The following is a 19,484-nucleotide window of genomic DNA, read 5'->3' as shown; positions in this document are numbered from 1 at the left end:
AGGAAATTTATGTTTCGTCAGTGGTTAGCGTTAGTGATTATCGTGCTGGTGTATATTCCGGTCGCGATTGACGCGACGGTGCTGCACGTGGCGGCGCCAACATTGAGCATGACGCTGGGCGCCAGCGGTAACGAATTATTGTGGATCATCGATATCTACTCGCTGGTGATGGCGGGTATGGTGCTGCCGATGGGCGCCCTGGGTGACCGGATTGGTTTTAAACGACTGCTCATGATTGGCAGTACGCTATTTGGCTTGTCGTCGCTGGCGGCAGCGTTTGCCCCTTCAGCAGGATGGCTGATCGCGGCGCGCGCCTCGCTGGCGATCGGTGCTGCAATGATCATTCCTGCCACCCTGGCTGGGATCCGCACGCTGTTTACCGACGCGAAAGATCGCAACATCGCGCTCGGCGTCTGGGCGGCGGTCGGTTCCGGCGGGGCGGCGTTTGGCCCCCTGATCGGCGGTATGCTGCTGGAGCATTTTTACTGGGGATCGGTGTTTTTAATCAACGTGCCGATTGTGCTGGTGGTGGTTTCGCTGGCCGCGCGTTTTGTCCCTCCTCAGCAGGGACGACCGGAGCAGCCGTTGAATATCAGCCATGCCATCATGCTGATCGTGGCGATTTTGCTGCTGGTCTACAGCGCCAAAACCGCGCTAAAAGGCGCGCTGTCGCCGTGGCTGGTGGCTTCCGCGCTGGTGAGCGGCTCGGTGCTGTTGTTTATCTTTGTGCGTATTCAGCTTCGCGCCCGCGTACCGATGATCGACATGCGCCTGTTCTGTCACCGCATCATTCTGAGCGGCGTGGTGATGGCGATGACCGCCATGATTGCCCTGGTCGGGTTTGAGCTGCTGATGGCCCAGGAGCTGCAGTTTGTTCACGGCTTTACGCCGTTTGAAGCGGGCATGTTTATGCTGCCGGTGATGGTCGCCAGCGGATTCAGCGGGCCGATCGCGGGCGTGCTGGTTGGGCGTTTGGGGCTACGCATCGTCGCGGCCGGCGGCATGGGGCTCAGCGCCGTCAGCTTTATCGGCCTGTCGACGCTCGACTTCAGCACGCAGCAGTGGCAGGCGTGGGGGCTGATGGTGCTGCTCGGCTTCAGTGCCGCCAGCGCGCTGCTGGCCTCGACCTCGGCAATTATGGCTGCCGCGCCGAAGGAGAAAGCCGCCGCAGCGGGGGCGATTGAAACCATGTCCTATGAGATGGGGGCCGGGCTGGGGATCGCCATTTTTGGTCTGCTGTTGACCCGCAGCTTCTCGGCGTCGATTGAGCTGCCGCAGGGGCTGAACGCCTCGCTCGTCGACAAAGCCTCGTCATCGATTGGTGAAGCGATGAAGGTGGCGCAGAACCTGACGCCGCATCTGGCTGAGCCGGTGATTGAGGCGGCGAAAAGCGCGTTTATTACGTCCCACAGCGTGGCGCTGGGCAGCGCGGGCGGAATGCTGCTGTTGCTGGCAGTGGGGATCTGGTTTAGCCTGGCGAAGGTCAATCCGCAGTAAACAGCGCAGTAAAACAGGGCGAGCGGTTGGCGCGGGCGGGGCTGATGGGCTATGTTTTTTACAGGATTATCTGACTCTTGCTGGAAAATATGAGCTCTCGCCACAGCAGTGATGCGTCCCAACCGCTTTCCCGGTTAACCCTGCTTGCGGGGGGCGCGCTGGGCGTCGTTTTTGGTGATATCGGCACCAGCCCGCTTTATACCTTCCGGACGGTGCTTTCGCTCTCAGAGCATGACCCTACGCCAGGCGTCATCCTGGGCCTGCTCTCTCTTATTACCTGGACGCTTATCCTGGTGACCTCCATCAAGTATGCCGCCTTCGCCATGCGAATTGATAATCATGGTGAGGGAGGCATTATGGCCCTGATGTCGCTTCTGGTGGAAAAAGGCAAAGGCGGTCGCTGGGTCATTTTTGCTGCCCTCATAGGCGCCGCGTTAATTTACGGAGATGGCGCGATAACCCCAGCCATCTCCGTGCTTTCCGCTCTGGAAGGGCTGGAGATGGTCATTCCGGAGTCCCAGCCGTACATATTACCCCTGACGGTGGCGGTGTTGCTGGCGCTGTTCCTGATCCAGCCTTTTGGTACCGCCCGCATAGGGAAGATATTTGGCCCGGTAATGGCGCTGTGGTTTCTGGCGATTGCGGTCCTGGGCGTGCGGGGGATTGTTCAGCACCCCTCGGTATTGCTGGCTCTCAATCCTGCGTACGGCATCGCGTTTTTGTTTTCGAACGGGTACACCAGTTTCCTGGTCCTGGGCGGCGTATTTCTCTGCGTGACGGGGGCCGAGGCGCTGTATGCCGACATGGGGCATTTTGGTAAAAAGCCCATCTGGCTTGCCTGGTACGGCATCGTCTTTCCTTCGCTGCTGCTCAACTATGCTGGTCAGTCAGCGCTGATTCTGGCCGGTGCCGACAGCAAGCAAAATCTATTCTATACGCTCTGTCCGCCAGCCCTGCAGGTACCGCTCATCATTCTTGCCGCGCTGGCGACGATCATCGCCAGTCAGGCGATTATTACCGGCGCTTTTTCCATGACGCGTCAGGCGATACAGCTCGGCTGGCTACCTCGATTACGCATCAAGCAGACGGCGGCAGAAAGCTACGGTCAAATTTATATCGGGATAATCAACTGGCTGCTGATGGTAGTAACCATCGGGCTGGTGGTGTTCTTTAAATCCTCAGATAAGCTTGCAGCGGCGTACGGCATTGCCGTGTCATTAACCATGCTGATGACTACGGGGCTGTTGTTTGTGGCGATGCGGGAAGTGTGGCGCTGGAGCCTGGCCAGCAGCGCGGTTATCGCCCTCTGTTTTCTGGTAATTGATGCCACATTCTTATTTGCCAATCTGATAAAGGTCCTGGAAGGCGGCTACATACCGCTGCTGATGGCCGCAGCTATTTGTACGGTGATGCTGATCTGGCACCGCGGCGTTAAGGCGGTATCCGCATCGGTGGGCGAGAAGGGCGTCAGCGTGGATGCGTTCTTTGCCCAGCTTCGGCAAAAGACGGTGCCCAGAGTGGCGGGCTCTGCCGTCTTTTTGACCCGGACACAGCACAATATCCCGCCGGTAATGCGCTGGCACGTCGCGCGAAACCGGGCGCTACAGCAGGACGTGTTGTCGCTGACCATTGATATTCTCAACGTGCCCTACGTCGGGGAAGAGCAGCGCATCAGGGTAGAGCAGCGCGCGCCGGGCTACTGGCACGGCGTGGCGCAGTATGGCTTTATGGAACACCCGGACATCCCGCGTTTGTTGCAGGGCGTCAGCGAGATTAACGCGCTTTTCGCCACCGATGACGCCACCTGGTATGTCGGGCATGAAACCATTGTGGCAGGCGAAGGCGGGTCCGGTATGGCGGCCTGGCAACGGCACATATTTGCCTTCATGAAGCGCAACTGCACGCACGTCATCAACCACTACCATCTTCCCAGCGATCGGGTGGTTGAAATTAGCCGACGCGTTGCCGTCTAGTGTCGCTCGCGCCGTTCTAGCTCTCCTGGGCCGCGGACAGGACGCTGTGCAACAGCACGTTCGCCCCTTTCTCGGACCACTCAGGGAGGATCCTCTCCGCTTCGTTATGGCTGACGCCTTTCACGCAGGGGATAAAGATCATGCTGGCGGGCGCAATTTTGCTGACATAGCAGGTGTCGTGTCCCGCACCCGAGACCATCGGTTTCGACGAATAGCCCAGTTCCGCCACGGCCTTCTCCGAACGCGCCAGGCATTCGGCATCAAACGCGATGGGCGCGTAGTCAAAAATGCGTTCAACGAGAGCCGACACGCCGCGCAGGCTCAGGCTTTCAGCCACCTTATGCAGCGCCGCCTCCATGGCTTCCAGCGCCGCCTGCGCCGGATGGCGAAACTCCACGCTGCATACCACGCGAGACGGCACGACGTTGCGCGAGTTTGGCGTAACCTGCGCCATACCGATCGTCGCACGTCCGTCCGGCGCATGCCGATAGCCGATATCTTCCACCTTCAACGCCAGCTCCGCGAAGGCGGTCAGCGCGTCGCGGCGGCTGTGCATCGGCGTCGTTCCTGCATGGGCGGCAAATCCGTCCAGCGTCAGAGTAAACCAGCGCTGGCCCATGGCCGCGCGGACGAGCCCGATATCCAGACCTTCGTCTTCCAGAATCGGGCCCTGTTCGATGTGCAGCTCGTAGCAGGCGTGAACCGGAAACGCGCGGGCAGGGGCTTCACCCCGGTAGCCGATGTTATCCAGGGCTTCACCTACGGTGATACCGTCGATATCCGCGCGGGCATGGGCGTAGGCTTCGCTAAATTGCCCCGTCCAGACCCCTGATGAGAGCATGGCTGGCGCAAAGCGCGCGCCTTCTTCGTTAGTCCAGTTCACCAGCACAACGTCACGCTCGGTCTCAACGTTATTATCGTTAAGGGTTCGCAGCAGCTCCAGCCCGGCCAGCACGCCGTAAACACCGTCGTAGTTCCCTCCCAGCGGCTGGGTATCCACGTGCGAACCGGTCATGACTGGGGCAAGCTGCGGTTTTTTCCCGGCGCGGCGGATAAACATATTGCCCATGCTGTCGACGTCACAGGTAAAACCGGCATCCAGCGCCCAGTCGCGCAGCAGGTTGCGCGCAATACGATCTTCCTCGCTCAATGCCAGACGGGTGACGCCACCGGCGGGCGTGCCGCCGATCTGCGCCATCATCTCAAGCGTTGACCACAGCCTTTCGGCGTTGACGCGGATCATGTCTTGTCCTTACTGCTGCGGTAGCGGAAATCACAGCACGCGCCGCCCTGCATAATGGTGGTGGTGCGGGTTAGCTCTACGTCGGGCGCATAGCCAACGATAAATTTTTCATCGCGCGCGCAGGAGAGCAGGTGACCAATCTCGCCCAGCCCCATCTCGTGATACATCTCCGCGTAGCGACAGCGGGTGACGTTGTAGTTGTACTGCTGGTCGTCGGCGTCGATCACCTTGACCTCCAGGGCATTATCTTTCTCCCACAGATACTGCAGGGCGATAAAGCTTTTTACGTCCGCGCCGTTGGGTTCTTTGCTGGCAAACGCTTTGCCTGCGTCAATTGCGGCCTGCTCGATAGCCTCGCCAATCACCGCCTGGGCGCGGGCTTTCCCTATCTCGCGCACCAGGATTTCATAAATTGGCTTAATAATTTCGGCTTCAATTTTGCGGCGGGCGAGAATGCCCAGCTCGTTATTATCACTCATCACATTGCCTCGCTGCGTTACTTCGCTTTTGTGCCACCCAGCACGGTCTGCGGCTGCCATTTGCCGTCGACAACCTTATAGACCGTGAACGACGGCGATTTCAGGTTACCTTCTTTATCAAATGCGATCTGTCCGGTGACGCCGGAATAGCTGATGGCGCGCAGGGCTGGCAGATAGTCTGAGGGCTCAACGGAGTTTGCTTTTTCCATCGCCGCAACCAGCACGCGGGTGGCGTCATAGGCGAATGGGGCGTGCAGTTCGATATGGGTGTGGTAGCGCGCCTGATAGGCCTGTTCAAACGCTTTGCCACCCGGCATCTGGTCAACGGGCAGGCCCGGCTCCAGAGCGACCACGCCTTCTCCTTCTTTCTGTGCCAGCTGCAGGAACGTCTGGCTGACGAATCCGCCTGCGCCCATCAGCGTGGCATTCATGCCCAGCTGTTTGATGCGACGGGCCAGCGGAGCGGCCTGGCTGTCGACGCCGCCGAAGAAGATCAGATCGGCGTTTTTACTGCGGATGGCGGTCAGCACGGCGCTGAAATCAACCGTTTTGTCATCCACGTACTGACGATCGACAATTTTCACGCCCTGCGCTTCAAGCGATTTTATAAACTGGTCTGCCAGACCCTGACCGAATGCGGTACGGTCGTCGATCACCGCAATGCGTTTGGCTTTCAGGGTATTTACCGCGTACTGGCCGGCGAGCTGGCCGCCGTCATCGTCGTGGCCCATCACGCGGAAGCTGGTGTCAAAACCCTGTTTGGTATAGGCGTGACCGGTCGCGACCGGTGCCACCTGTGCGATGCCCGCATCGTGATAAACGCGGGCCGCTGGAATGCTGGTGCCGGTGTTCCAGTGACCGACCACGCCCGCCACGCCGCTGTCCACCAGACGCTGTGCGACGGCTACGGCGGTGCGCGGGTCGGACTGATCGTCTTCGGACTGCAGCTTGAAGGTCACAGCTTTGCCACCGATGGTCGGGTGCTGCTTGTTAATGTCGTCAATTGCCAGCTGCGCGCCGTTCTCCAGATCTTTACCGATACGGGCAGACGGGCCGGTCAGCGGCCCCGCCAGACCGATGACCACGGTTTCACCGTCGGCGGCCCACGCGGACGTGGAGGCAAAACTACCGAGCAGAATAGCGGCGCTGAGCGCACTGATTTTTACTGTTTTCATGGTATGTCCCTGATGTTGGCTGGTGTTGTTAAACGGGCATTTCGCCCAAATAAATCTGTGCAATCTGGTCGTCATCGAGCAGCGCTGTCGATTCGCCATGATGAACAATGCTACCGCTGTCCATCACCCACGCGCTGTCGGTGACTTCCAGCGCGAGACGGGCGTTTTGTTCGATGAGCAGCAGGGCGACTCCGCGCTCGCGCAGCCCGGCGATGACGGCAAAAATGTTCTCGACCATCTTCGGGGCAAGGCCCATCGACGGTTCGTCGAGGATCAGCAGGCGCGGGCGGCTGAGCAGGGCGCGGTTAAGGGCCAGCAGCTGTTGCTCACCGCCGGACAGCAGACCGGCAAGCTGATGCTGGCGTTCGCCCAGGCGCGGGAAGCGCTCGAACACCTCGTTCATCTCACGCTTAACGGTGACAGTGTCACGCCTGAGCCAGGCGCCCATCTGCAGGTTTTCCAGTACCGTCATGCGGGAGAAGATCCCGCGGCCCTCCGGGACCATCACCAGTCCGTCGCGAAGCAGGGTCTCCGGGCTCTGTTTACGCACCGCTTTACCGCTGAATTCAATACTGCCGCTAAAGCTTTCCAGCCCGGTAATGGCGCGCACGGTGGAGCTTTTCCCCGCGCCGTTCGCGCCGATCAGCGTAGCCTGTTCGCCCTCGCGCAGGGTAAAGGAGACATCGCGTACGGCCTGAATTCCGCCGTAATGCACGTCCAGACGTTCCACCTTCAGCAATTCAGACATGCGCGTTGCCTCCAAGCCAGGCGGCGATTACCGCCGGGTCGCGCCGCACGCTTTCCGGCGTGCCGCTGGCGAGCGTTTTGCCGTAATCAAGCACCGTCAGTCGATCGCAGATGCCCATCACCAGCTTGACGTCATGTTCAATCATCAGCAGGGTTTTGCCGTCATCGCGGATGCGGATGAGCAGTTCGCCGAGCGTCACTTTTTCCGCCGCGTTCATCCCGGCGGCGGGCTCGTCCAGCGCCAGCAGCAGCGGATCCGTTGCCAGCGCGCGGGCGATTTCAAGGCGACGCTGATGACCATAGGCCAGATCGCAGGCGCGATAGTGGGCGAACTGCGCAATGCCGGTGTACTCCAGCCAGTGCCAGGCCAGTTCGCGGGTCTGCTTTTCTTCCTCGCGAGCGCGTTTGTGGCGGCTCAGCGCGGCCCACAGACCGTTAAGGGTGCGCACGTGGCGGCCCACCATCACGTTTTCCAGCACCGACATCTCGTTGAAGAGGCGAACGTTCTGGAAGGTGCGCGCAATTCCTGCGGCGGTGACTTTCTCAATGTGTTTTGGAAAATAGGGCTTATCGGCAATGGAAAATTCGCCGCTGTCCGCCGGATAAAGCCCGGTGATCAGGTTAAAACAGGTGGTTTTTCCCGCCCCGTTAGGACCAATCAGGCCGTAGATCTCGCCCTTGTTCACGGTAATGGAAACGTCATCCACGGCGGTAAGGCCGCCGAAGCGTTTTGTCATGTTGCGTACGGTTAACAGGCTCATGCTTTCGCCTCCTTGTGGCGTACCGGCCAGATCCCGGACGGGCGCACCAGCATCACCAGCACCAGTGCCAGACCGTAAAACAGCTGACGCAGTACTTCCGGGTCAATCAGCACCGTACCGAACAGCGCCTGCTGAACCGGCGCTGCCTGGCTGCGCAGCAGTTCCGGCAGGGCGGTAAGCAGTACCGCGCCGAGGATCACCCCCGGAATGTGCCCCATACCGCCCAGCACCACCATCGCCAGTACGGCAATGGATTCCTGTAACGTGAAGGATTCCGGCGAGACAAATCCCTGAAACGCGCCGAAAAGCGCACCCGCTACGCCGCCAAAGGAGGCCCCCATCGCAAAGGCGAGCAGCTTATAGTTACGCACGTTGATGCCCATCGCGCGGGCTACATCTTCATCCTCGCGGATAGCGTGCCAGGCGCGACCAATACGGGAATGCTGCAGGCGCAGGCAGACAAAAATAATCGCCACAATCACCAGCATCAGCAGGTAGTACCACAGCCACAGGGCGGGCACTTTGAAACCAAACCAGTGGTATACGCCGCTAAACTTCAGGCCGAACAGGTTCAGCGTATCCACTCCGGTTATGCCCTTTGCGCCGTTGGTGATGTTCACGGGACGGTCTAGGTTGCGCATCAGGATGCGGATAATTTCGCCGAAGCCAAGGGTCACTATCGCCAGGTAGTCTCCGCGTAGCTTCAGCGTGGGCGCTCCCAGTAAAATGCCGCAGACTGCAGCGACGAGCGCAGCCAGCGGAATAATGAGCAGATACGAGGTGTGCAGCCCGTCCGGGAACCAGACGCCGAGAACAGGAAACACCTCCAGCAGGTGTGGGGAGGCCATCAGCGCAGCGAGATAAGCGCCAACCGCGTAAAAGGCGATAAAGCCCATGTCCAGCAGGCCGGTATAGCCCACCACAATATTGAGCCCCAGAGCCAGCATGATGTAGAGCAGGGCGAAGTCGATAACGCGCACCCAGTAGTTGCCGCCAAGCTGCGTGGTCACCACGGGAGCAACCAGCAGCGCGAGGCAGAACAGGCTCATGCCTGACCAGAATTTGCGCGTCGTCGCCGGAGTCTGGAGTTGAAGTGTTGTCATGGTATTCCTTACGCCCTTTGCGCCACGCGCTCGCCCAGCAGGCCAGCCGGACGGAAGACCAGCACCAGAATCAGCACCATAAAGGCAAAGACATCCTGATAGTTGCTGCCAAATACGCCGTGGGTCAGTTCACCCAGGTAGCCCGCGCCCAGCGCTTCGATAATGCCGAGCAGTATCCCGCCGATCATGGCGCCACGAATGTTGCCAATGCCCCCCAGCACGGCGGCGGTAAAGGCCTTGATCCCGGGCAAAAAGCCCATCGAGAAGCTGGCGTTGCCGTAGTTGCTCGCCATCATTACGCCTGCCAGCGCGGCGAACACGCCGCCAATGGCAAACGTCAGGGTGATAATGGCGTTTGGGTTAACCCCCATCAGCGTGGCCACGCGCGGGTTTTCCGCCACGGCGCGCATGCTGCGCCCCAGACGGGTGTATTCCACCAGCAGCCACAGCCCGGTCATCACCGCCAGTGCCAGCGCCACGGTGACAATTCCGGTAACGGTCACGATGGCGGGCGGGTGCGCTTCGCTGCCGGACGTGACGGCGATAGGGTCCATCGGCAGGATCTGCGGGAACATCAGCGGGTTGCGCGTCCAGATAATCATCGCCACGGTTTGCAGCAGGACGGAGACGCCGATACCCGAGATCAGTGGCGCCAGGCGCGGTGCGTTGCGCAGTCGACGGTAGGCAAAGCGTTCAACGGCCATTGCCAGCACGGCGCAAACGGCCATGGCAATCACCAGGGCAACGCCAAGCTGCAACAGCAGCGGCATTTGTGGAAAGGTGGTATTCAGGGCGTTTATGGCGGAGAGCGTGGTGAGCGCACCGACCATCAGAATATCGCCGTGAGCAAAGTTAATAATGCGCAAGATGCCATACACCATGGTATAGCCCAGCGCAATCAGCGCGTAGATGCTGCCCAGCATCACACCGTTGATCAGTTGTTGTATGAGTGTATCCAACGTCTGTACCCGCAAAGTGCTCGTTCTGCGGCTACCATCCAATAAATGAATTAAATTGTAAAATACGCATCTATTATTTCTTATGATAAATAAATATTGTTTTATCTTTATGATTTATATGAAGATAGTTAATGCCTGTTTTGGGGTGAAAAGCCTAAAGAAATCAACATATGAATAAAACAGAACAATTGGCGAGCCTGACGGCGTATGCAGAAAGCCGACTGGCAAACGATCCGCCGCTTCGGGCCGTACGTGCTTTCGAGGCCATCGCCCGGCTGGGCAGCGTCACGCTGGCCGCGCAGGAGCTGGACATCTCTCCGTCGGCCGTAAGCCATCAGCTCAGGGTGCTTGAAGGGTATCTGCAAATGCCGCTCACGGAGCGTCAGGGGCGCAGGCTGGTGCTGAGCCAGCACGGGCGGGAATATTACCGCTCTATCCGCGCGGCGTTTAACGTGCTGCGCCAGGCGACGGAGCACCTGGCGGAGCAGGCGCAAACGCGTCAGGTCACCATCAGCCTGATCCCACTTTTTGGTATGGGGTGGTTTATCCCACGTTTGCCTGCGTTTATGCGCGCCAATCCGCAAACCGAGATCAACGTGGTGTATGCCAACCATCGTAACTATCTGAGCGACGCGTCGGATATGTCGATTCGTTTTGGCAACGGGCAGTGGGCGGGCTATCAAAGCGAAAAGCTGATTTCCGGTCAGATGGTCCCGGTGTGCAGCCGCGCGTTTTTGCGCATTCACGGCCATATCGACACGCCCGAGCAACTGCTGCAAATGCCGCTGCTGCACGATGAGGAGCGCACCACGTGGGCGCAGTGGTTTGTACAGCAGGGGGTGAAGCGCCCCGTGCGCCGCAGCGGTCCGATGTTTGAGGACGGTCTGCTGACGCTGGCGGGCGTTCAGGCTGGTCTGGGGTGTGCGTTAATGCGTGAGCCGCTGATTGCGCCTTATCTTGAGAGCGGCGAACTGGTGAAGATATTTGACCTGCCGATTGATGACGGGCGCGACTATTACCTCTGCGTGCGTACTGACTCAGAGATGACTGAAGACGGCAAGCTGCTGCAAAACTGGCTGCGTCGGGCGGCGGGTGGGGAGTCGTCTGGCGGGTAAAAGAGGGAGATAAAAAAAGCCAGCTTGTGCAGCTGGCTTTTGTACAGACAAGATTTAGAACTGGTAGGTCAGACCCAGCGCAACGATGTTGTCGGTACCGATGCCTGCCTGGCGAGTGAACTGGTTGTCGTCGAGCAGGTTGATTTTGTAATCCACGTAGGTGGACATGTTTTTGTTAAAATAGTAGGTCGTGCCAACATCGATGTATTTAACCAGATCCTGGTCGCCGAAGTTTTCGATGTCTTTACCTTTAGACTGCAGGTAGGCGATGGATGGACGCAGGCCAAAGTCGAACTGATACTGAGCCACAACTTCGAAGTTTTGCGCCTTGTTTGCAAAGCCGTAGATGTCGCTGCGATTACCGTTAGAGGTACCGAAGCGGGTTGCGTTATAGGTCTGAGAGTACTGTGCCGCGAGGTAAATGTTGTTCGCGTCGTATTTCACACCACCGCTGTATACTTCTGCGCGGTCGCCTTCACCGTATACGCCAGCCGCATTCTGGTCAGCGGTACGACGGGAAGAGGACATTGCACCACCTACGCTGAAGCCTTCGCCCAGATCGTATGTCAGGGACGCGCCGTAGCCGTCACCGTTCTGGTTCAGCAGGCTGCGGCCGCTGGTGTTTTCACCGCTTACGCTGCCGTTTTTGCCCTGGTACTGCAGAGCAAAGTTCAGGCCGTCAACCAGACCAAAGAAGTCCTGGTTACGGTAGGTCGCAACGCCGTTAGCACGAGACTGCAGGAAGTTGTCGGCACCGTAGGTGTCACCGCCGAATTCTGGCAGAACGTCGGTCCAGGAGGTCACGTCGTAAATTACGCCGTAGTTACGACCGTAATCAAAGGAGCCTGCTTCCGCGAACTTCAGACCTGCAAACGCCACACGGGTCCAGGACTGGTTGTCGCCTTCGTCTTTGTTACCCTGAATCTGGTATTCCCACTGGCCGTAGCCGGACAGCTGATCGTTAACCTGGGTTTCGCCCTTGAAGCCGATACGCATGTAGGTTTTATCGCCATCTGCGCCAGCGTCATCAGAGAAATAGTGCAGACCTGTTACTTTACCGTACAGATCCAGCTTGTTACCGTCTTTGTTGTAAATTTCGGCAGCGTTAACAACGCCTGCTGCCAGCATGGAAGTGACTGCCACTGCAACTAATTTAAGTTTCATCTTAAATATTCCTTATAATTTTTTTCAGTATTTCCTGAACCACTGTGAACGATTTCTAAACGAGGCTGTTCGTCAATGGCATGCTATTTTTAAGAATCTCGTAGTCTTATTTCAATAATAAGTTTCAAAATATTAGAGATAATTTCAATTAGTGTGATCTCGATCGTGCAAGAAGGCGATTATTCAAACAATATGGCCGGAATTTATACGATTAATGGTTATTTAGTCAGTGGGATTATTGCTTTTAAGATAATTTCTGATGGTTTTAGTCTATTGCGTTATATTTCGCAATTTCCGATGGTTTGGCAGGGGGGTATCGCCTGTTTCTCCTTAAAAACAATGGGTTGATTTAATTTTTCAACGTCTATTTCGTATATTCCATTAAAGCTGCCAGGGCTGAATTATTGCATGTAATGCTATGCAGAGCGTTAATGTTTATTACTGACTAATTTCACTGGGTTGTCAGTTTACGTCAACTCGCTTCAGGTGGCTTTACAGAAGGCGCTCAATATAAACCGAACTTAAACAGACGCTCTATTATTATGATAAATATTCTGAGGTGCGATCACATTTTAAATTTATGTTAATTATGTTGCCGGGTTGAAATTAACCCGGCCGCTGGAGAGGCGCTATTGTCTTGTTGCGTACCAGCAGAGCAACGACCCGGCGCAGACCATCAGCGCCCCTTGCCAGAACGAGAATGAAAGGGGAGAGCTTAGCACCGCGGCGGCAAGCGCGGCAGAGAGCACGGGGGTAAAATAGGATACGGCAGCCAGAACCGTGACGTTCCCGTGCAGAATGCCAATATTCCATGCGGCGTAACCAAACCCAAGCGCGATCCCGCACATGACGAGCTTCACCACCACCGGAAGCGTGAACACCATCTCGGGCTGATCGCTCAGAAAATATTTCACCCACAGGCTCAGCGCGGTCAGCAAAACAAACAGGGTAATACCGTTTTGTCCTTTCGCAAATTTGCTGGTTACCGTGCAGTAGGCAGCCCAGATAAAGGCCCCGGCGAACGCCAGCGCGTAGCTCAGGGGGCTGGAAACGACATTGCGGGTTATTTCCTCAAGATGTAACCCTTCTTCACCGCCCAATACCCAGCAGACGCCCAGCAGCGAAATGACCAGGCCGGGGAGCACCCACAGGGTAGACTTTTGCCCGTTGAACAAAATCGCAAATACGATCGTCAGGCTTGGCCAAAGGTAATTCACCATACCGACTTCAATCGCCTGAGCGCGCGTCGCGGCATAGCCCAGCGACAGCGCCAGACATATTTCGTAGCTGACAAATAAAACGCTGCCGGCAATAAGATAGCGGAGTGAAAACCGCCTGATATCAGGAAATCCTACCGTCACCAGACATAGTAATCCGCTGAGAGTGTAAATCATCGCCGCACCGCCTACCGGCCCAAGCCCCTCACTCACGCTGCGAATAAGGCCGACCATGGTGCTCCATAACAATATCGCCGCCAGCCCAATAAGCGTTGCTCTCTTTCTGTCCATTACTTCGTCATCGCAATAAAAATCAAAGGAAAAATGTATCGTATTACGCCTGTCGCTGTCGTGAATTATTCTCTTAAACCGTTAATCAAAAAGGGGTAATGAAATGTTCCGGGGGTGACTATTAAGGGGGGGAAGGCAGATGACCTTGATTTGACGCAAAAAAATCAGGGGCTTTGCTGTTAGTTTGCGGCGCGAAATGTTTTCAGATAACGAGGACAACAATGGACGTCAGCCGCAGACAATTTTTTAAAATCTGCGCGGGCGGTATGGCCGGAACAACGGCAGCCATGCTGGGATTTGCCCCCAAAATGGCGCTGGCTCAGGCACGCAACTATAAGCTGCTGCGCGCGAAAGAGATCCGTAACACCTGCACATACTGCTCCGTGGGTTGTGGGCTTTTAATGTATAGCCTGGGCGATGGCGCGAAGAACGCCAGAGAAGCGATTTACCACATTGAAGGGGATCCGGATCATCCGGTGAGCCGCGGGGCGTTATGCCCGAAAGGGGCGGGGCTGCTGGACTACGTTCACAGCGAAAACCGCCTGCGCTACCCGGAATACCGCGCGCCGGGTTCTGATAAATGGCAGCGTATCTCCTGGGATGAGGCCTTCTTCCGTATAGCAGCGTTAATGAAAGCCGACCGCGATGCCAACTTTATTGAAAAGAACGCGCAGGGTGTAACGGTCAACCGCTGGCTTTCCACCGGGATGCTGTGTGCCTCTGCGGCCAGTAATGAAACCGGCATGCTGACGCAAAAGTTTGTGCGCTCTCTCGGCATGCTGGCGGTAGACAACCAGGCGCGCGTCTGACACGGACCAACGGTAGCAAGTCTTGCTCCAACATTTGGTCGCGGTGCGATGACCAACCACTGGGTTGATATCAAAAACGCTAACGTCGTGGTGGTGATGGGCGGTAACGCCGCTGAAGCCCATCCGGTGGGGTTCCGCTGGGCGATGGAAGCGAAAAACAACAACGATGCGACGCTTATCGTCGTCGATCCGCGCTTTACGCGTACGGCATCGGTGGCCGATATCTATGCGCCAATCCGCTCCGGTACGGACATTACGTTCCTGTCCGGTGTGCTGCTGTACCTGATCGAAAACAACAAAATTAACGCGGAATACGTTAAGCACTACACCAACGCGAACCTGCTGGTGCGGGATGATTTTGCCTTCGATGACGGGCTGTTTAGCGGCTATGACGCCGAAAAGCGCCAGTACGATAAAACATCCTGGAACTATCAGTTCGATGAAAACGGCTACGCGATGCGCGATGAAACGCTCACGCATCCGCGCTGCGTGTGGAACCTGCTGAAGCAGCACGTCTCCCGCTATACGCCGGACGTCGTGGAGAACATCTGCGGCACGCCGAAAGCGGACTTCCTTAAGGTGTGTGAGGTACTGGCTTCCACCAGCGCCGCCGACAGAACCACCACGTTCCTGTACGCGCTGGGCTGGACGCAGCACACCGTGGGCGCGCAGAACATCCGTACCATGGCGATGATCCAGCTGCTGCTCGGCAATATGGGGATGGCCGGTGGCGGCGTGAACGCGCTGCGCGGTCACTCCAATATTCAGGGCTTAACCGACCTCGGCCTGCTCTCGACCAGCCTCCCGGGCTACCTGACGCTGCCGTCTGAAAAACAGGCCGATCTGCAAACGTATCTTGAGGCCAATACGCCAAAAGCGACGCTGCCGGACCAGGTGAACTACTGGAGCAACTATCCGAAGTTCTACGTCAGCCTGATGAAATCCTTCTACGGCGATGCGGCGCAGAAAGAGAACGACTGGGGCTTTGAATGGCTGCCGAAGTGGGATCAGGCTTATGACGTCATCAAGTATTTCAACATGATGGATAAGGGCGACGTCACGGGCTATATCTGCCAGGGCTTCAACCCGGTAGCCTCTTTCCCGGACAAAAACAAAGTCGTTCGCAGCCTGAGCAAGCTGAAGTACATGGTGGTTATCGATCCGCTGGTGACCGAGACCTCCACCTTCTGGCAGAACCACGGGGAATCAAACGATGTCGATCCGGCGTCGATTCAGACCGAAGTGTTCCGCCTGCCGTCCACCTGCTTTGCGGAAGAGGACGGCTCCATTGCCAACTCCGGCCGCTGGCTGCAGTGGCACTGGAAAGGCCAGGACGCACCGGGCGAAGCGCGTAACGACGGCGAGATCCTCGCCGGGATTTACCACCGCCTGCGCGAGATGTACCGCACCGAAGGCGGTAAAGGCGCGGAGCCGCTGCTGAAGATGAGCTGGAGCTACAAGCAGCCCGATCGTCCTGAGTCAGAGGAAGTCGCCAAAGAGAATAACGGCGTGGCGCTGGCGGATCTGTATGACCCGAGCGGCAACCTGGTGGCGAAAAAGGGCCAGCTGCTGAACAGCTTTGCGCTGCTGCGCGATGACGGCACCACGGCATCGTCGTGCTGGATCTACACCGGCAGCTGGACGGAGCAGGGCAACCAGATGGCCAACCGCGACAACGCCGACCCGTCCGGGCTGGGCAACACCCTGGGCTGGGCATGGGCGTGGCCGCTGAATCGTCGCGTGCTGTACAACCGTGCATCGGCGGATATTAACGGCAAGCCGTGGGATCCGAAACGCATGCTGATCCAGTGGAACGGGGCGAAATGGACGGGGAACGATATCCCTGACTACAACACCGCCGCGCCGGGCAGCAGCACCGGGCCGTTTATTATGCAGCCGGAAGGGCTGGGACGTCTGTTTGCTCTCAACAAGCTGGCGGAAGGGCCGTTCCCGGAGCACTACGAGCCGATGGAAACGCCGCTGGGGACAAACCCACTGCACCCGAACGTGGTCTCCAGCCCGGTGGTGCGTATCTACGAAGACGACGCGCTGCGTCTGGGCAAAAAGGACAAATTCCCATACGTGGGAACGACCTACCGCCTGACCGAGCATTTCCATACCTGGACCAAGCACGCGCGGCTTAACGCCATCGCGCAGCCGGAACAGTTTGTGGAGATCAGCGAGACGCTGGCGAAGGCGAAAGGCATTGCCAACGGCGACCGCGTGAAGGTGAGCAGCAAGCGCGGCTTTATTCGCGCGGTGGCGGTGGTGACCCGTCGTTTGCAGTCGCTGAACGTGCATGGTCAGCAGGTGGAAACCGTCGGTATCCCGCTTCACTGGGGCTTTGAAGGCGTTGCGCAGAAAGGCTACATCGCCAATACCCTGACGCCAAACGTCGGGGATTCCAACTCGCAAACGCCGGAGTACAAGGCGTTTCTGGTCAACATCGAGAAAGCGTAAGGAGCGATTCAATGGCGATGGAAACACAAGACGTTATCAAACGCTCCGCGACCAACCCGATAACTCCCGCGCCCCGCGCGCGGGACTACAAGGCAGAGGTCGCCAAGCTTATCGACGTCTCCTCCTGCGTGGGCTGTAAGGCCTGCCAGGTGGCGTGCTCGGAGTGGAACGACATCCGCGACGAGGTGGGGCACTGCGTTGGGGTCTACGATAATCCGGCGGATCTGAGCGCTAAATCCTGGACGGTGATGCGTTTTAGCGAAACCGACCAGAACGGCAGGCTGGAGTGGCTCATCCGCAAAGACGGCTGCATGCACTGCGAGGATCCGGGCTGCCTGAAGGCGTGCCCGTCTGCTGGCGCGATTATTCAGTACGCCAACGGGATAGTCGATTTCCAGCAGGACAACTGCATCGGCTGCGGGTACTGCATTGCGGGGTGTCCGTTTAATGTCCCGCGCCTCAATAAAGAGGATAACCGGGTATACAAATGTACCCTGTGCGTGGACCGCGTCAGCGTCGGGCAGGAGCCTGCCTGTGTGAAGACCTGTCCGACCGGGGCAATCCACTTCGGCACCAAAAAAGAGATGCTGGACGTGGCGCAGGCGCGGGTCGACAAGCTGAAAGCACGTGGTTATCAGAATGCGGGCATTTACAACCCGCAGGGCGTGGGCGGCACGCACGTGATGTATGTGCTGCACCATAGCGACCAGCCCGAGCTGTACCACAACCTGCCGAAGGATCCGGCGATCGATACCTCCATTAACCTCTGGAAAGGGGCGCTCAAGCCGCTCTCCGCGGCGGGCTTTATCGCCACCTTCGCTGGGTTGATTTATCACTACATCGGTATCGGGCCAAACAAAGAGGTGGATGACGACGAGGAGGAGCATCATGAGTAAGTCGAAAATGATAGTGCGCACAAAGTTTGTCGACCGCGCCTGTCACTGGACGGTGGTGATCTGCTTCTTCCTGGTGGCGGTGTCGGGAATTTCGTTCTTCTTCCCGACGCTGCAGTGGCTGACCGAAACTTTCGGTACGCCGCAGATGGGGCGCATTCTGCACCCGTTCTTCGGCGTGCTGATTTTCGTGGTGCTGATGTTTATGTTCGTGCGCTTCGTCCATCATAACATCCCGGACAAGCAGGATATCCCGTGGGTGAAAGGGATCGTCGAAGTCCTGAAGGGCAACGAGCACAAAGTGGCTAAGGTGGGGAAATACAATGCCGGGCAAAAGATGATGTTCTGGACCATCATGAGCATGATTTTTGTGCTGCTGGTGACCGGGGTGATTATCTGGCGTCCGTATTTTGCACACTACTTCCCGATACAGGTGATTCGCTACGCGCTGCTGATCCACGCGACGTCGGCCATCATTCTGATTCACGCCATCCTGATCCATATGTATATGGCGTTCTGGGTGAAAGGATCGATTAAAGGGATGATTGAAGGGAAGGTGAGCCGCCGCTGGGCGCAGAAACACCATCCGCGCTGGTATCGTGACGTGGAACGGCTGGAAGCGAAACAGGAAAGTACGGAAGGGATCAAGTAAGACCTGCGCCGTCGGCTCTGCCCGGCGGCGCTGCGCTTGCGCGGGCCTACTCTTCAAATCAGAACCGCTCTTCCACATAGCGGAACGGGTATTTTGTGGGTTTGACTTTGCCGATTTTGCGCTTCGGTAAATCCACCTTGTCGACGTGAATTTCTTTATACGGTATCTGCGAAAGCAGATGCGAAATAATATTCAGGCGCACGCGTTTTTTATCCTCTGAACGTGCCACAAACCACGGCGCCCAGGCGGTATCGGTGGCTTCAAACATGGCGTCGCGCGCAAGGGTATACTCATCCCACAGGTTAAAGGATTTAATATCCATCGGTGATAGCTTCCAGATTTTACGACCATCGTTAATACGGTCGCGCAGGCGCCGCTCCTGCTCTTTCGGCGTCACCTCCAGCCAGTACTTCAGCAGGATAATTCCGGCATCGACCATCGCTTTTTCCATAACCGGCGCGCCGTCCAAAAATTTCTCCGCCTGTTCCTCCGTGCAGAACCCCATCACCCGCTCCACGCCCGCGCGATTATACCAGCTGCGATCGAAGATCACGATTTCACCCGCCGAGGGCAGGTGCGGCACATAGCGCTGGAAGTAGAGCTGGCTTTTTTCCTTTTCCGTCGGGGCAGGGAGCGCAACAACGCGAAACACGCGCGGGCTGACGCGCTCGGTGATCGCTTTAATGGTGCCGCCTTTGCCTGCACCATCGCGTCCTTCAAAAACAATACACACTTTTAACCCTTTGGCGACGACCCACTGCTGGAGCTTAACCAGTTCGACGTGCAGGCGGCGGAGCTCTTTTTCATACTCTTTGGTCTTAAGCGGTGCATTCGATACGACATCAACAGCGACAGGGGCTTTCTTTTTGCTTCCCATAATTGTCATCCTCAGGTTGTCCGGCGTGGAAAAAGCGAGGCCGCACTATGAAGTGTAATCCACCTGATA

The 19,484-nt window shown here is 57.4% G+C and carries 16 protein-coding genes; 6 read left to right on the top strand and 10 right to left on the bottom strand.

Annotated features, from left to right (window positions below):
- Positions 1 to 9 precede the first annotated feature (9 nt).
- Positions 10 to 1,497, top strand: a complete 1,488-nt coding sequence (locus F0319_RS11470) for an MFS transporter (protein ID WP_149366977.1) — start codon at positions 10 to 12, stop codon at positions 1,495 to 1,497.
- A gap of 89 nt (positions 1,498 to 1,586) precedes the next feature.
- Complete coding sequence (locus F0319_RS11465; RefSeq protein WP_149366976.1) at positions 1,587 to 3,470, top strand: potassium transporter Kup; 1,884 nt, start codon at positions 1,587 to 1,589, stop codon at positions 3,468 to 3,470.
- Positions 3,471 to 3,486: 16 nt separating this feature from the next.
- On the opposite strand, the gene F0319_RS11460 is transcribed toward F0319_RS11465, so the two are convergent.
- The 7 genes from F0319_RS11460 to F0319_RS11430 are packed head-to-tail and all read right to left on the bottom strand — an operon-like array spanning position 3,487 to position 9,937.
- Entirely contained in the window at positions 3,487 to 4,713 is a 1,227-nt protein-coding gene (locus F0319_RS11460) for a Zn-dependent hydrolase (protein ID WP_149366975.1), read from the bottom strand.
- Positions 4,710 to 5,192, bottom strand: a complete 483-nt coding sequence (locus F0319_RS11455; RefSeq protein WP_127731033.1) for an L-2-amino-thiazoline-4-carboxylic acid hydrolase — start codon at positions 5,190 to 5,192, stop codon at positions 4,710 to 4,712. Before F0319_RS11455 ends, F0319_RS11460 begins: the two co-directional genes overlap by 4 nt.
- Before the next feature lie 17 nt (positions 5,193 to 5,209).
- Positions 5,210 to 6,367, bottom strand: a complete 1,158-nt coding sequence (locus tag F0319_RS11450; RefSeq protein ID WP_127731031.1) for a branched-chain amino acid ABC transporter substrate-binding protein — start codon at positions 6,365 to 6,367, stop codon at positions 5,210 to 5,212.
- Positions 6,368 to 6,395: 28 nt separating this feature from the next.
- Complete coding sequence (locus F0319_RS11445) at positions 6,396 to 7,115, bottom strand: ABC transporter ATP-binding protein (RefSeq protein WP_149366974.1); 720 nt, start codon at positions 7,113 to 7,115, stop codon at positions 6,396 to 6,398.
- Positions 7,108 to 7,875: an ABC transporter ATP-binding protein gene (locus tag F0319_RS11440; protein WP_149366973.1), complete on the bottom strand. Its 768-nt coding sequence runs from the start codon at positions 7,873 to 7,875 to the stop codon at positions 7,108 to 7,110. The genes F0319_RS11445 and F0319_RS11440 overlap by 8 nt, the downstream gene beginning before the upstream one ends.
- Positions 7,872 to 8,978, bottom strand: a complete 1,107-nt coding sequence (locus F0319_RS11435; protein WP_149366972.1) for a branched-chain amino acid ABC transporter permease — start codon at positions 8,976 to 8,978, stop codon at positions 7,872 to 7,874. Before F0319_RS11435 ends, F0319_RS11440 begins: the two co-directional genes overlap by 4 nt.
- An 8-nt stretch (positions 8,979 to 8,986) precedes the next feature.
- The gene (locus tag F0319_RS11430) at positions 8,987 to 9,937 is read right to left on the bottom strand and encodes a branched-chain amino acid ABC transporter permease (protein ID WP_149366971.1); all 951 of its coding nucleotides are present in this window, start codon (positions 9,935 to 9,937) and stop codon (positions 8,987 to 8,989) included.
- Between the two features lie 170 nt (positions 9,938 to 10,107).
- On the opposite strand from F0319_RS11430, the gene F0319_RS11425 reads away from it, so the two are divergent.
- Positions 10,108 to 11,052: a LysR substrate-binding domain-containing protein gene (locus tag F0319_RS11425; RefSeq protein ID WP_127731023.1), complete on the top strand. Its 945-nt coding sequence runs from the start codon at positions 10,108 to 10,110 to the stop codon at positions 11,050 to 11,052.
- 54 nt (positions 11,053 to 11,106) lie between these two features.
- Here the strand turns inward: F0319_RS11425 and F0319_RS11420 are convergent, their stop codons facing one another.
- Positions 11,107 to 12,216: a porin OmpC gene (locus tag F0319_RS11420; RefSeq protein ID WP_033145646.1), complete on the bottom strand. Its 1,110-nt coding sequence runs from the start codon at positions 12,214 to 12,216 to the stop codon at positions 11,107 to 11,109.
- Between the two features lie 629 nt (positions 12,217 to 12,845).
- Positions 12,846 to 13,724 (bottom strand): aromatic amino acid DMT transporter YddG, encoded by an 879-nt coding sequence (yddG, locus tag F0319_RS11415; protein WP_111963630.1) that lies wholly within the window; start codon positions 13,722 to 13,724, stop codon positions 12,846 to 12,848.
- Positions 13,725 to 13,945: 221 nt separating this feature from the next.
- On the opposite strand from yddG, the gene fdnG reads away from it, so the two are divergent.
- Genes fdnG through fdnI form a run of 3 tightly spaced genes read left to right on the top strand, consistent with a single transcriptional unit; the run spans position 13,946 to position 18,538 of the window.
- Positions 13,946 to 16,993: a formate dehydrogenase-N subunit alpha gene (fdnG, locus tag F0319_RS11410; RefSeq protein WP_149366970.1), complete on the top strand. Its 3,048-nt coding sequence runs from the start codon at positions 13,946 to 13,948 to the stop codon at positions 16,991 to 16,993.
- 11 nt (positions 16,994 to 17,004) lie between these two features.
- Positions 17,005 to 17,889 carry a formate dehydrogenase subunit beta gene (gene fdxH, locus F0319_RS11405; RefSeq protein WP_111963628.1) on the top strand — a complete coding sequence of 295 codons (885 nt, stop codon included), beginning with the start codon at positions 17,005 to 17,007 and terminating at the stop codon, positions 17,887 to 17,889.
- The gene (fdnI, locus tag F0319_RS11400; RefSeq protein WP_111963627.1) at positions 17,882 to 18,538 is read left to right on the top strand and encodes a formate dehydrogenase-N subunit gamma; all 657 of its coding nucleotides are present in this window, start codon (positions 17,882 to 17,884) and stop codon (positions 18,536 to 18,538) included. The genes fdxH and fdnI overlap by 8 nt, the downstream gene beginning before the upstream one ends.
- A gap of 58 nt (positions 18,539 to 18,596) precedes the next feature.
- Here the strand turns inward: fdnI and ppk2 are convergent, their stop codons facing one another.
- Positions 18,597 to 19,415 carry a polyphosphate kinase 2 gene (ppk2, locus tag F0319_RS11395; RefSeq protein ID WP_111963626.1) on the bottom strand — a complete coding sequence of 273 codons (819 nt, stop codon included), beginning with the start codon at positions 19,413 to 19,415 and terminating at the stop codon, positions 18,597 to 18,599.
- Positions 19,416 to 19,484: the final 69 nt, after the last annotated feature.

This window comes from Enterobacter vonholyi (genome assembly GCF_008364555.1).
Taxonomy (GTDB): Bacteria; Pseudomonadota; Gammaproteobacteria; order Enterobacterales; family Enterobacteriaceae; genus Enterobacter; species Enterobacter vonholyi.
Note: the sequence above shows the minus strand (reverse complement) of the source record. Positions and strands in the feature narration are given on the sequence as shown.

Coding starts and splice junctions, on each gene's coding strand:
- fdnI (WP_111963627.1), top strand. CDS start 17,882: ATGAGTAAGTCGAAAATGATAGTGCGCACAAAGTTTGTCGACCGCGCC.
- F0319_RS11455 (WP_127731033.1), bottom strand. CDS start 5,192: ATGAGTGATAATAACGAGCTGGGCATTCTCGCCCGCCGCAAAATTGAA.
- F0319_RS11425 (WP_127731023.1), top strand. CDS start 10,108: ATGAATAAAACAGAACAATTGGCGAGCCTGACGGCGTATGCAGAAAGC.
- F0319_RS11440 (WP_149366973.1), bottom strand. CDS start 7,875: ATGAGCCTGTTAACCGTACGCAACATGACAAAACGCTTCGGCGGCCTT.
- ppk2 (WP_111963626.1), bottom strand. CDS start 19,415: ATGGGAAGCAAAAAGAAAGCCCCTGTCGCTGTTGATGTCGTATCGAAT.
- F0319_RS11460 (WP_149366975.1), bottom strand. CDS start 4,713: ATGATCCGCGTCAACGCCGAAAGGCTGTGGTCAACGCTTGAGATGATG.
- F0319_RS11450 (WP_127731031.1), bottom strand. CDS start 6,367: ATGAAAACAGTAAAAATCAGTGCGCTCAGCGCCGCTATTCTGCTCGGT.
- yddG (WP_111963630.1), bottom strand. CDS start 13,724: ATGGACAGAAAGAGAGCAACGCTTATTGGGCTGGCGGCGATATTGTTA.
- fdxH (WP_111963628.1), top strand. CDS start 17,005: ATGGCGATGGAAACACAAGACGTTATCAAACGCTCCGCGACCAACCCG.
- F0319_RS11435 (WP_149366972.1), bottom strand. CDS start 8,978: ATGACAACACTTCAACTCCAGACTCCGGCGACGACGCGCAAATTCTGG.
- F0319_RS11470 (WP_149366977.1), top strand. CDS start 10: ATGTTTCGTCAGTGGTTAGCGTTAGTGATTATCGTGCTGGTGTATATT.
- F0319_RS11445 (WP_149366974.1), bottom strand. CDS start 7,115: ATGTCTGAATTGCTGAAGGTGGAACGTCTGGACGTGCATTACGGCGGA.
- F0319_RS11465 (WP_149366976.1), top strand. CDS start 1,587: ATGAGCTCTCGCCACAGCAGTGATGCGTCCCAACCGCTTTCCCGGTTA.
- F0319_RS11420 (WP_033145646.1), bottom strand. CDS start 12,216: ATGAAACTTAAATTAGTTGCAGTGGCAGTCACTTCCATGCTGGCAGCA.